The sequence below is a fragment of the Polaribacter sejongensis genome (assembly GCF_038024065.1).
Classification (GTDB): Bacteria; Bacteroidota; Bacteroidia; order Flavobacteriales; family Flavobacteriaceae; genus Polaribacter; species Polaribacter sejongensis.
In genome coordinates, this window is the sequence record NZ_CP150667.1 from 1,125,676 (window position 1) to 1,137,712 (window position 12,037).

General features: G+C 29.2%; 12 protein-coding genes. 6 read left to right on the forward strand and 6 right to left on the reverse strand.

Annotated elements, in window-relative coordinates; all coding sequences use genetic code 11:
- Nucleotides 1-6 precede the first annotated feature (6 nt).
- The 5 genes from WHD08_RS04590 to WHD08_RS04610 are packed head-to-tail and all read right to left on the reverse strand — an operon-like array spanning nucleotide 7 to nucleotide 4,914.
- A complete protein-coding gene (locus tag WHD08_RS04590; RefSeq protein ID WP_208889055.1) occupies nucleotides 7-1,143 on the reverse strand; it encodes a lycopene cyclase family protein in 1,137 nt (378 codons plus the stop codon).
- Nucleotides 1,144-1,201: 58 nt separating this feature from the next.
- Nucleotides 1,202-1,651, reverse strand: a complete 450-nt coding sequence (locus WHD08_RS04595; protein WP_165733452.1) for a sterol desaturase family protein — start codon at nucleotides 1,649-1,651, stop codon at nucleotides 1,202-1,204.
- On the reverse strand, nucleotides 1,651-2,493 hold the full coding sequence (locus WHD08_RS04600; protein ID WP_208889054.1) for a phytoene/squalene synthase family protein: 843 nt from the start codon (nucleotides 2,491-2,493) through the stop codon (nucleotides 1,651-1,653). Before WHD08_RS04600 ends, WHD08_RS04595 begins: the two co-directional genes overlap by 1 nt.
- A 2-nt stretch (nucleotides 2,494-2,495) precedes the next feature.
- Complete coding sequence (locus WHD08_RS04605) at nucleotides 2,496-3,962, reverse strand: phytoene desaturase family protein (RefSeq protein ID WP_208889053.1); 1,467 nt, start codon at nucleotides 3,960-3,962, stop codon at nucleotides 2,496-2,498.
- Nucleotides 3,963-4,020: 58 nt separating this feature from the next.
- Entirely contained in the window at nucleotides 4,021-4,914 is an 894-nt protein-coding gene (locus WHD08_RS04610; RefSeq protein WP_165733455.1) for a MerR family transcriptional regulator, read from the reverse strand.
- A gap of 119 nt (nucleotides 4,915-5,033) precedes the next feature.
- Here WHD08_RS04610 and WHD08_RS04615 point away from each other — a divergent pair, with 119 nt between their 5' ends.
- Genes WHD08_RS04615 through WHD08_RS04625 form a run of 3 tightly spaced genes read left to right on the forward strand, consistent with a single transcriptional unit; the run spans nucleotide 5,034 to nucleotide 6,638 of the window.
- Nucleotides 5,034-5,528, forward strand: a complete 495-nt coding sequence (locus tag WHD08_RS04615; RefSeq protein ID WP_165733456.1) for an RNA polymerase sigma factor — start codon at nucleotides 5,034-5,036, stop codon at nucleotides 5,526-5,528.
- A gap of 4 nt (nucleotides 5,529-5,532) precedes the next feature.
- Nucleotides 5,533-6,147 (forward strand): hypothetical protein, encoded by a 615-nt coding sequence (locus WHD08_RS04620; RefSeq protein WP_340833523.1) that lies wholly within the window; start codon nucleotides 5,533-5,535, stop codon nucleotides 6,145-6,147.
- 8 nt (nucleotides 6,148-6,155) lie between these two features.
- A complete protein-coding gene (locus tag WHD08_RS04625; RefSeq protein WP_165733458.1) occupies nucleotides 6,156-6,638 on the forward strand; it encodes a hypothetical protein in 483 nt (160 codons plus the stop codon).
- Here WHD08_RS04625 and WHD08_RS04630 read toward each other — a convergent pair.
- Entirely contained in the window at nucleotides 6,635-7,654 is a 1,020-nt protein-coding gene (locus tag WHD08_RS04630) for a threonine aldolase family protein (RefSeq protein WP_165733459.1), read from the reverse strand. The two genes, WHD08_RS04625 and WHD08_RS04630, sit on opposite strands and share 4 nt — an antisense overlap.
- An 89-nt stretch (nucleotides 7,655-7,743) precedes the next feature.
- Here WHD08_RS04630 and prfB point away from each other — a divergent pair, with 89 nt between their 5' ends.
- The 3 genes from prfB (at nucleotide 7,744) to WHD08_RS04645 (ending at nucleotide 11,930) form a co-directional block, all read left to right on the forward strand.
- A complete protein-coding gene (prfB, locus tag WHD08_RS04635) occupies nucleotides 7,744-8,838 on the forward strand; it encodes a peptide chain release factor 2 (RefSeq protein WP_208889052.1) in 1,095 nt (364 codons plus the stop codon).
- A 187-nt stretch (nucleotides 8,839-9,025) separates the two neighbouring features.
- Entirely contained in the window at nucleotides 9,026-9,367 is a 342-nt protein-coding gene (arsC, locus tag WHD08_RS04640; protein ID WP_208889051.1) for an arsenate reductase (glutaredoxin), read from the forward strand.
- 100 nt (nucleotides 9,368-9,467) lie between these two features.
- Complete coding sequence (locus tag WHD08_RS04645) at nucleotides 9,468-11,930, forward strand: TonB-dependent receptor domain-containing protein (RefSeq protein WP_208889050.1); 2,463 nt, start codon at nucleotides 9,468-9,470, stop codon at nucleotides 11,928-11,930.
- The last annotated feature ends 107 nt before the right edge of the window (nucleotides 11,931-12,037 follow it).

Here is a 12,037-nt window from a genome sequence, read left to right on the forward strand (position 1 = left end):
CTTAAGTTATAAAATTCTTTTAAAAAGTGCTATGATAAAATGTTTTGGAGGCATTTTAAGTATCACTTGTAAATCTTCAAAAACAGAAGTTTCTTCATCTAAAAATTTTAATATTTTTTTAGGTGAAGAACGTTTAAATAAATTTGAGAAAAGAAAAGATCCTATATGGTTTTTTTCACTTAAAATATCTAATAACAATAAATCATAAAACCAGAATTTATTTATTTTATGAAATTTTGGTAATGGTTTATTTTGTTTTAAATGATTGGTTAAAAGGATTGTTTTTTTATTGATATTATTAAAAGTAAAACCTGTACTTGCTTTAGACCAACCACCTGCAGTACCAATATGAATAATGTTTTTAGAGTTTTTATTCCAAAATTTATAACAGGTCATTGGTATTAAACCTTGCTCTGTTTCAATAATTTTATAATTGATAATATTTTTACTTTGTAGATATTTTTCTATTTCAGTTTTATAAATATTATAAGCTAATAAATCTTTAGAAAACAAGGTGTACTCAAACAATGCTTCTTTTTTACTGTAAGGAAGTATATACATAAAACGTGTATTTCCTTTTTGTGCAACCGTAAAATCCATAAAAGTTGCTGCACTATCATCAAAAGAATCTTCTTCTGTTTGTATAAAAAAACCAACAAAATGTTGTCTTAAAACAGGATATTTAGACTGTTTTTTATAATCATCACTCAAAATACTATTAAGTACAGTTAGTGTTTTTAAAACCTTATTTTCTGTAATTACTTCTGCCTCGGAGGATAGTTGATTAATATTAATAACACTTTCTTCAAGAAAGGAAATATTTGTTTTTAATGCTATTTGATTCCATATTTTTAGATAAAAATCTTTACTACGAATCATTTTATATTGATAAGGAGCAATACTTTCTACCTTGTTATAAATAGCACTCTTAAACACAATATTTTTCCAAGAAGTAGTTAAAATATCATTCCATTCTCCATCTTGTTCTTCCCAATAACACCAAGTTTTATCGTTAACTTGCTTTTTTACTTCGTCTACAATCAATATAGATTTGTCATCAAAAAAAGAATCTTTAGACATCCTATAAGCCATCATTAGTCCAGATGCTCCTCCTCCAACAATTATGTAGTCGTAATAATTCAAAATAGAGATATAATGGTGTGTTTAGTAAAAATTGAAGAAATTAGTGAATTTTTAAACCTTAAAGTTTTGGTTTTTTAAAATATTTAAAAGGTACAAATAACATTCCAAAACATTCTCCTTCTTCTTTTCCTAAATGCTTATGATGCATTTTATGCGCTTTTCTCAAACCTCTTAAATAACGATTATTAGTATGTTTAAACCATTTAAAACGTTGGTGAATTAAAACATCGTGTACTAAAAAGTAGGCTATTCCGTAAAACAGAATTCCGAGTCCAATAAAAAACAAGAACGTATATTCTGTATACGTACCAAAGTAAAAAAGTAAAATACTAGGTATGGCAAAAACAATAAAATAAGCATCGTTTTTTTCGAATACACCTTGGTATTTTGGCTGATGATGATCTGCGTGTAAATACCAACCAAAACCATGCATCACAAATTTATGAGTAACCCATGTAACGCATTCCATAAAAAGAAAAACACCCAAAGTAATTAGAACAAAGATCATTAAATAATGTTTAATTTATATTTTACGTAACTTCTAGCTAACAAATTTATTTTCATCGGATTCGATATACGAATTCTAGTATCCATAATTTTTTCTGACGGAACATCTTTTAACTTCTTAAGCAGTCTTTTATAATATCGATATGCCATATAAACACCAAACTTAGCTTCAACTGGTAATTTAAGAATTCCGTTTTGGTATGCAAATTCAAAATCTGCTTCTATTTCATCAATAATTAACTGTTTAGAAGATGCATCTAATTCCCCTAAATTTATATTAGGAAAATAAGAACGATTCAACACTTCAAAATCATCTTTTAAATCACGTAAAAAATTTACTTTTTGAAAAGCAGACCCCAAACGCATTGCAGCATCCTTTAACTCATTAAATCTTTTATCATCACCATCAACAAAAACCTTTAAGCACATTAACCCAACTACATCTGCAGAACCATAAATATACGCATCATATTCTTCTTTAGTTTGATATTCTGTTTTAAACAAATCTGCTTTCATACTTTTTAAAAAGGCTTGCACCATTTCATCTGGTATTTTATATTTAAGAACCGTTTGCTGAAAAGAATTTAAAATGGGATTTAGACTAATACCAAGCTCTTTTGCTAGATAATAATCTCTTTCAAAATGTTCCATTAAAAGTTCCTTATTATAATCATGAAAAGAATCTACAATTTCATCTGCAAAACGTACAAAACCATAAATATTATAAATATCTGTTCTAATTTTTGGAGACAACATATTTACAGCCAAAGAAAAAGAAGTGCTGTATTTTTTTGTAACCAACTTACTGCATTCACTAGAAACGCTATCAAATAGTTCTTTCATAATTATAGTTGATTTTTAAAGATTAATTCTGATGCAATTTTTCCAGATATTAAAGCTGGTGGAACTCCAGGACCTGGAACAGTTAACTGCCCTGTAAAATACAAATTTTTTATTTTACTACTTTTTATTTTTGGTCTTAAAAAAGCAGTTTGTAAAAGTGTATTTGCCATTCCGTATGCATTTCCCTTGTAAGAGTTGTATTCACTTTTAAAATCATCTACACAAAAAGACTTTTTAAACAACACATATTTTTTTACTTCTTGATTTGTTAATGCCTCAAATCTATCCATAATTTTATGGAAATATTCTTCTCTTAGTTCTTCTGTATCTTCTATTCCGGGAGCTAAAGGAATTAAGAAAAAACCAGCTTCTTTACCTTCTGGTGCAGAAGTTTTATCTGTAATAGAAGTGAAATTTGCATAAAAGAGAGGATCTGTTGGCCATTGCGGATCATCATAAATCTCTTTTGCGTGAGCATCAAAATCGGTATCAAAAAACAGCGTATGATGACTAACATTTTCAATTTTTTTATCAAAACCAACATAAAACAATAAAGAAGATGGAGCAAAGGTTTTTTTCTCCCAATAACGCTCAGAATACTGTCTCACATTTTTATCTAACAAAGTTTCAGTATGATGATAATCTGCTCCACTTAAAACTAAATCCGTTTTAATTTCTTTTCCATTTACCAATAAACCCGTTACATTTTTAGAAGTATCAGTTATAATTTTTTCAACATTGGCATTCGTTTTAAACGTTACTCCTAAACTTTTAGCCAAAGAAACCATACCTTCTATAACGGTATACATCCCTCCTCTTGGGTGCCAAGTTCCTAATCCGAAATCTGCATAATTCATAAAATTATAAAATGCAGGTGTATTATTAGGCTTTGCTCCTAAAAACAAAACAGGAAATTCTAATATCTTAATTAATTTTTCACTTTTTATATCTTTTCTAACTTGTTTTCTTATGGTTGAAAAAAACTGAGAAACTCTTGCAATAGTTGTTGTATTTACCAATTCTAAAGGAGAAACTCCTGGTTGATATACCAAATCTTTTATGGCAGTATCATAATTAGATTTTGCTGAATCTAAAAAAGTTTTTAAATGCTTAGCACTTCCTTTTTCTTCATCTTCAAAAAGTTGATAAATTTCTTTTAATTCGCTGGCTATTTTAACGGATGAATTTTCTCCGAAATAAACTTCGTAACCAGGATTTAATTTATCCAGCGTATAATAATCAGATGGTTTTTTATCAAAATCAGCAAAAAAACGCTCAAACACATCTGGCATCCAATACCAAGATGGCCCAATATCAAAAGTAAAACCATCTTTTTTATACTGTCTTGCTCTTCCTCCTAAAGTATCGTTTTTCTCTAAAATAATAACTTCATAACCTGCTTTTGCTAAATAACAAGAAGCTGATAAAGCAGAAAAACCCGATCCTATTATATAAATTTTCTTCTTCATTTTTAATTTTGTTTAACAAATATACAATTTTATTAAACATAAAATTGAAAATATAAAATTATATCACCTTTAACAAATCAGTTATAGTGTTATGTAGGTGAATTTGTGGACTTAAATCTAGGTGTTTAACCTGATTTACTTTCTGACCAATAGCTACAAATGTTTTACCTGAATTACGTATCATAACATCTATTTCTTTAAAATAATCTTCTATTTTATCATCATATGGTTTAATAGTTAAAGAAGTAATAAAACAAATTTCATTATCACTTTCTAAAAAATAATCCAAATTGTTTAAAGGCAAACTTTGCCCTAAGTAAATGGTATGAGCTCCTCTTAAAACAAGTTCGTAATTTAAATATAAAAGTCCAATTTCATGAATTTCATTTTCTGGCAAAAACAACACATACGTTTTACTTGATTCAGAAATATCGAACTGTAGTTTTTCTGTATTTATAAGAATTTTCTGAACAATTAAATTAGAAATAAAATGTTCATGAGCTGGTTTTAAAGTATCCGTTTGCCACAATAAACCTACATCATTTAAAAAAGGAATAAAGACTTCTTGAAAAATTTCTTGAAAAGTTTTTTCTTCTAAAAGCTTTTCATAAACATTGTTAAACAAGCGTTTATCAAACTGAAACATCGATAGTTTTAGAGCATTAATAGATTCGTCATTTAAAGATGTTTCAAAAGCTAATGCTCTAGTTTGCAAAATTAACTCTTCATCAGACATTTTTGAAATCTTAGAAATCTTAATATCATTATTATTTAATAAAACAATATTTAGAAGTTTCTGTAAATCTTCATTTGAATAAAAACGAATATTTGTTTCGCTTCTTTTTGGCTCTAAAAGATTGTACCTCTTTTCCCATATACGGATTGTATGTGCTTTTATTCCTGAAATATTTTCAAGGTCTTTAATGGTAAAATCCAATTTAATATTGTTCAATGTATTTTATTTTTAGTTCAACAAAGTTAAAGAAAAAACAAAGAATAAAATATTTTTTATTTAAAATGTAACAATTTATACTTTTACCCTACTAATAGGTAACTAACTAATTTACACAAGTGCAAAAAGATTTAGAGAAAAATTTTTTATTGGACTTTGAAGAAAATCAAAATATTGCTCATAAAATTTGTAGAATTTACACTACAAACCAAAGTGCTCATAATGATTTATTTCAAGAGATAACCATTCAGCTTTGGAAAAACTACCCAAAGTTTAGAGGAGATTCAAAATTTAGCACTTGGATGTATAGAGTAGCTTTAAATACAGCAATTTCGTTGTATAGAAAATCTACAAGAAGAGTTAAAACACAAGATATTAGTGATTTTGCTTATAAAATAAAAGCGACGGATTATGATGATACAGAAGAGGTACAATTAAAAGCACTGTACCAAGCGATTCATCAATTGAATGATATTGACAAGGCGTTGATATTTTTATATCTTGAAGACAAACCTTACAAAGAAATTTCTGAAACATTGGGGATTTCATCTGTAAATGCAAGAGTAAAAATGAATAGAGCAAAAGAGAAATTAAAAAACATTTTAAAGCCATAACAGCATGGATTTATTAGATAAATATAAAAAAACGTGGGAAAATCAACCAGAAGAAGGAAATAAATTTTCGTCTGTTGATATCTACAAAATGGCTAAATCTAAGTCATCATCTATTGTAAAATGGATCTTTATTATTGGTATTTTAGAATTTGTAATTTTAAATTCTATGTACTTTTTCTTAGATATGGAAGAAGCATATTTAGAATATGAAAAAATTGGATTAATGAATTTTGTTTATTATTCTCAAGTTTTAGCATATATAATTTTGTTCTATTTTTTAGTAATGTTCTATAAGAATTACAAAAGTATTTCTACCATTGATTCAACTAAAAAGTTGATGAAAAAAATTCTTAAAACTAGAAAAACAGTAAGAAACTATGTGATATTTAACTTAGGTTACATGGCATTAATGATGATTATTGTAATGGTAGCAGAAATAAATTTTAAGTTTGAAGATTTAGAAACCAAGCAAATATTTTTAATAATTCTCTTAACTCTAGTTATTACATTGGTAATATTAGGTGTCTTATGGCTCTTTTATCAATTGCTATATGGAATTTTATTAAAAAAATTAAACAGAAATTACAAAGAATTAGCTAAATTAGACGAGCCTAATTAATTTGTATTATGAAAAAATATGTTCTCTTTTTATTTTTAAGTTGCTCTTTTACAATGTTTTCTCAAGAAAACACTGATTTTTGGGACAATGTACAGTTTGGTGGTGGTGTAAGTATGAGTTTTGGTTCGCAAACTACCATTGGTATTTCTCCGAGTGCCATTTATAATTTTGACAATGGTTTTGCTTTAGGAACTGGTTTAACCTATATATATAGTAAATACGAAACAACAAAAACTAATGTTTATGGAGCGAGTATTATTTCTTTATACCAAATACCTAATATAGGTATTCAGCTTTCTGGAGAATTTGAACAATCTTTTGCAAATATTTCAGAAAACTCAAATAGTACATCAACAAGTTTTCCTGCCTTATATTTAGGTGCAGCTTATAATACTGGTCGTTTTGCTGTTGGTATAAGATATGATGTTTTATACGACAGCAGAAGCGTTTATGCCTCTGCTTTTTCACCAATTGTCCGTTTTTACTTTTAAAAGTTTTTCAATTCTCTTAAAAGAATTTCATGCATTTCCGCTGTGTAATCTAAATGCGTAACAATTCTAATTCTTCCTTCGCCCATTGGCGTTAAAAGAATGTTTTTTGACTCCATTTTTTTAATAAACTTCTCTGCTCCTATTTTTGCATCAACATAGAAAATTACAATATTAGTTTCTATCGGTTCTACTTTAGTAACATAAGAAACCGATTCTAAAACAACACCTATTTCTTTTGCTCTTTTATGATCTTCAGCCAATCTTTCTACATGATTGTCTAAAGCATAAATTCCGGCTGCAGCTAAAAAACCGACTTGTCTCATTGCACCACCCAATAACTTTCTAATGCGCAAAGCTTTTGCTATATGTGCTTTAGAGCCTAATAAAATAGAACCAATCGGTGCACCTAATCCTTTAGACAAACAAATAGAAATTGTGTCAAATAATTCGCCATATTGTTTTGGAGTTTCATTTTTTGCAACCATGGCATTAAATAAACGTGCTCCATCTAAATGAAAAGCTAAATTATTTTCTTTCGATATTTTCTGTAATTTTTCTAATTCAGAAAAATCCCAACAAGCTCCTCCTCCTTTATTTGTAGTATTTTCTATACAAACCAAACTTGCAAATGGCGTATGAATACCAAATCCTTCTGCAATAGCTTCTTGTAATTGTGCTGCTGTAAACATTCCTCTTTGACCATCAATTAACTTACAAGTTACTCCAGAATTGAAAGCTGCTCCTCCACCTTCGTAATTATAAACATGTGCATATTTATCACAGATTAATTTATCTCCAGGTTGGGTATGTAATTTTATAGCTGTTTGGTTTGCCATGGTTCCAGAAGGAAAAAACAAGGCATCTTCCATTCCAAATATTTCAGCTGCTTTTTCTTGTAAAGCATTCGTTGTTGGATCCATTTTAAAAACATCATCACCAACTCTTGCATTCATCATTGCATCCAACATTCCCTTTGTTGGCTTGGTAACAGTATCGGAAATTAAGTCTATTATCATTACTTATTCTAATTTTTGATAAATCTATAAAATAACTATCATCTTTTAAAACAAGAATTCTTAAAAATTCATTTATTTTTGTTCAACCTATGATTACACAAGAACAACTTAAAGATATTGCCGAAAGAATTGAAAAGTTAAAATCTTATTTAGAGATTGATAAAAAACTGATTGAAATTGCCAATGAAGAAGAGAAAACGGTAGATCCAGATTTTTGGAACAACCCTAAAGAAGCAGAGCTTTTTATGAAAGAGCTTCGCTTAAAGAAAAATTGGGTAGAAGACTATCACAAAACCATCACTTTAAGTGAAGATGTAAATGTCTTATACGAGTTTTATAAAGAAGGAGAAGTTGAAGAAGCAGAAGTTGTAGAACAATTTGAAAAAGCAAGTACATTTTTAGAAGATTTAGAGTTTAAAAATATGTTATCCGACGAAGGAGATGTATTATCTGCTACCATACAAATTAATGCAGGTGCAGGTGGAACAGAAAGTTGCGATTGGGTAGAAATGTTGTCTAGAATGTACACCATGTGGGCAGAAAAGCAAGGTTATAAATTAAAGACACTTAATTACCAAGCAGGTGATGTAGCTGGTATTAAAACCATAACCATAGAAATAGATGGTGATTATGCTTTTGGTTGGCTAAAAGGAGAAAATGGTGTACACAGATTGGTACGTATTTCACCTTTCGATTCTAACGGAAAACGTCATACCACTTTTGGTTCTGTCTATGTTTTCCCTGTTGCCGATGATTCTATAGAAATAGAAATCAATCCGGCAGATATAGAAATTATAACCGCGCGTTCTAGTGGTGCTGGCGGACAAAATGTAAACAAAGTTGAAACCAAAGTTCAGTTAACGCACAAACCAACCGGAATTCAGATTTCTTGCTCAAACTCGCGTTCTCAGCACGATAATAGAGCAACAGCATTAAAAATGCTAAAATCTCAATTATATGAAATTGAATTGCAAAAACAACAAGCCACAAGAGATGAGATTGAATCTGGGAAGCTAAAAACAGAATGGGGAAGCCAAATTAGAAACTATGTAATGCATCCTTATAAGTTGGTAAAAGATGTAAGAACTGGTCACGAAACAGGTAATGTAGACAATGTAATGAATGGCGATATAAATCCGTTTTTAAAGTCTTATTTAATGTTAAATGGACAAAAAAGCGATTAGATTTTTAATTATTTAAATTACAATTATTAGAAGCTATTTCCTACTAGGAATTTATCTTGAGCTAAGTCGAAAGATTATATCTTTTTTTAAGAAAAATAAAAAAAGGATGCCATTTCAATCAGGGCTAAACTAATTTGCAAACGAATAGCAAAACTTTGAAACTTTGAAACTTTGAAACTTAAAAATAATGATTAAAATATACCACAACCCACGTTGTTCTAAATCTAGACAAGGGGTAGAAATTTTAGAAAACTCTAAGAAAGAATTCGAAATAGTAAAATATTTAGAAGAAATTCCAACAGAAAAAGAACTAACAGAAATTATTAAAATGTTAGACATCTCTCCTATTCAGTTAGTTAGAAAAACAGAAAAAATATGGAAAGAAAACTACAAAGGAAAAGAGTTATCTGACAAGGAGGTTATCAAAGCAATGATAGAGTATCCAAAGTTAATAGAACGCCCAATTGTTATCAATAATAACAAAGCAGTTATCGGCAGACCTCCAGAAAATATTAAATCCATAATTTAACCTTAACTTTTTTGTGTTTTGTTTAACTTTTCTTTAACTACTTCTAATTAAACTTAGAGAGAACTTTGCTGTCTTAAAATAACAAGATTCAAAGACAATTATGAAGAAAATTACACTCTTATTACTTTGCCTATTAACATCAACCTATTTGCTAGCTCAAAAACCTAGTAATGAAACTATTTCTATTACAGGTAAAGTTGTAGATGCAAATACCAATCAACCATTAGAATATGCTACTGTAGTTTTAAAAAACACTGAAACGCAAGTAGTTTCTGGGGGAATTACAGATCAAACAGGTAGTTTCAATATTAAAAACCCAATAGGAACGTACGAAATTAGTGTAGAATTTATTTCTTTTAAAACTATTAAGTATCCAGTTCAAGAAATTTTATCAAACAAAAATTTAGGAACAATCAAACTTTACGAAGACACAAGTAGTTTAGATGAAGTGGTTTTTATAGCAGAAAAATCTACGGTAGATATTCGTTTAGATAAAAAAATATATAACGTTGGTAAAGACATGACTGTAAAAGGTGGTTCTGCTTCTGATGTTTTAGACAACGTACCTTCTGTAGATGTAGATCCCGAAGGAATTGTTAGTTTAAGAGGTAGTGAAAACGTACGTATTTTAATAGACGGAAAACCATCTGCTTTAGTTGGTTTAAGCGGTGCAGATGCTTTAAAACAATTGCCTTCTGATGCTATTGAAAGAGTTGAAGTAATTACATCTCCATCTGCAAGATATGACTCTGAAGGAACTGCAGGAATTTTAAACATCATTTTAAGAAAAGGAAAAGCTTCTGGTTTTAACGGTTCTGTAAATGTTACTGCCGGAGATCCTAAAAATTACCAAGCTGGTGTAAATTTAAATTTACGTACAGAAAAAATAAATGTTTTTTCTAACCTTGGTTATAATAATAGTAGAAGCCCTGGTATTTACGATTCTGATATTACTTATTTAACAGGTAATGTTGTAGATAGTATAAGAGTAGAAAATAGAGACAACGAAAGATTAAGAAAAGGCTTTAATGCTAATTTTGGTTTAGAGTATTACTTAAACAAAAAAAGTTCTATTACAGGTACTATTTTTGTGAGAGACTCTAATAATGATAATGTTTCTATAAACAACATTAGTTCTTTTGATACTAGCGAAAACAACTTATATAATTCTTTACGTATACAAGATGAATCAGAAAAAGATCAAACACTTCAATTCTCTTTAAATTACACAAATAATTTAGATGATAAAGGTCAAAAATTAACTGTAGACCTACAACATAGTGCTAGTTCAGAAAATGAATTTGCAATAATTACAGATACAAATCCAGAAACAAATACAACAAACGAACTTTCTATAGACAATTTAGTGCAGGCAGATTACGTTTTACCAATCGGTGAAAACTCACAATTTGAAGCAGGTTATCGTGGTAGTTTCCAAGACTTATCGTCAAATTACTTAGTTGTCGCTCCTAATTTAGACCCAGCATACAACCCTTCTAATAACTTAGAATTCATTCAAAATGTAAATGCTTTTTACACACAATTTGGAAGTAAAATTAACAAGTTTTCTTATTTATTAGGTTTAAGAGCAGAAATTACAAACATTGATATTCAATTATTGAATAACAATGAAAATTACAATAAAAATTATACAGATTTGTTTCCAACCGTAAACTTTGGGTATGAATTAAACGATGATCAAAGTTTTACCTTAGGATATAGCAAAAGATTAAGAAGACCAAGCTCTCGCTATTTAAATCCATTTGAAAGTAGAGAAAGTGAAGTTATTTTTTCTAAAGGAAACGTAGACTTAGACCCTACATATACAAACTCTTTCGATTTAGGTTACTTAAATACTTGGGGGAAATTAACTTTAAACTCCTCTATTTATTACCAACATTCAACAAACAATATCTCGAGAGTTAACAGTCAAGATGTTAGATTTGTAAACGGAAAAGAAACCAATGTAATTATTAGACAACCTATTAATTTAGCTTCAGAAGACAGATCTGGTTTCGAATTTACAGCAAATTATAACGCTAGTAGAAAAGTACGTTTTTCTGGTAGTTTTAACTACTATCAATTCGAAACAGAAGGAGAATACACTTACAACGTTACAGACCCTAATAATGGCAACCTAACACCAATTACTCAAAATTTTGATACAAAAAATGACTCTTGGTTCACGCGTTTCGATGCTAAAATTACACTTCCTTGGGATATTCAATCTCAAACAAGAGTTTTTTATTACGGTCCAAAAAACGATGCACAAAGCGAGAGAGAAGGTATTTTATCTACAAACATAGCACTTAGTAAAGATATTTTAAAAGACAAAGGTACCTTAGTACTTAATGTTAGTGATCTTTTTAACTCTAGAAAGTACCAAGTTGTTGGGTACGCTCCAAGTAAAGAAAACCCTACAAATATTACTGACCAAACATTTCAAAGAAGAATGCGCCAGGTGTCTTTAACTTTTACCTACAGATTTAATCAGAGTAAAAACCAAAAAGATAGAAAACCAGCTGGAAATAGAGAAGATGATGGTGGCGGAGATGAATTTTAAAAGTATTTGGGCGTTTTAACAGGCTTTCCGCACTCGCTTTTTTTCTGAAAAAGAAAAAAGAGCTCAAACAATTGCTTCAATCCCTAACGCGGGCATATTTGCTAATT

Bases quoted from the DNA above. Each gene is read 5' to 3' on its own strand.
- WHD08_RS04595 (WP_165733452.1), bottom strand. From the start codon at position 1,651: ATGATCTTTGTTCTAATTACTTTGGGTGTTTTTCTTTTTATGGAATGC.
- WHD08_RS04600 (WP_208889054.1), bottom strand. From the start codon at position 2,493: ATGAAAGAACTATTTGATAGCGTTTCTAGTGAATGCAGTAAGTTGGTT.
- WHD08_RS04605 (WP_208889053.1), bottom strand. From the start codon at position 3,962: ATGAAGAAGAAAATTTATATAATAGGATCGGGTTTTTCTGCTTTATCA.
- WHD08_RS04620 (WP_340833523.1), top strand. From the start codon at position 5,533: ATGGATTTATTAGATAAATATAAAAAAACGTGGGAAAATCAACCAGAA.
- WHD08_RS04625 (WP_165733458.1), top strand. From the start codon at position 6,156: ATGAAAAAATATGTTCTCTTTTTATTTTTAAGTTGCTCTTTTACAATG.
- WHD08_RS04630 (WP_165733459.1), bottom strand. From the start codon at position 7,654: ATGATAATAGACTTAATTTCCGATACTGTTACCAAGCCAACAAAGGGA.
- prfB (WP_208889052.1), top strand. From the start codon at position 7,744: ATGATTACACAAGAACAACTTAAAGATATTGCCGAAAGAATTGAAAAG.
- arsC (WP_208889051.1), top strand. From the start codon at position 9,026: ATGATTAAAATATACCACAACCCACGTTGTTCTAAATCTAGACAAGGG.
- WHD08_RS04645 (WP_208889050.1), top strand. From the start codon at position 9,468: ATGAAGAAAATTACACTCTTATTACTTTGCCTATTAACATCAACCTAT.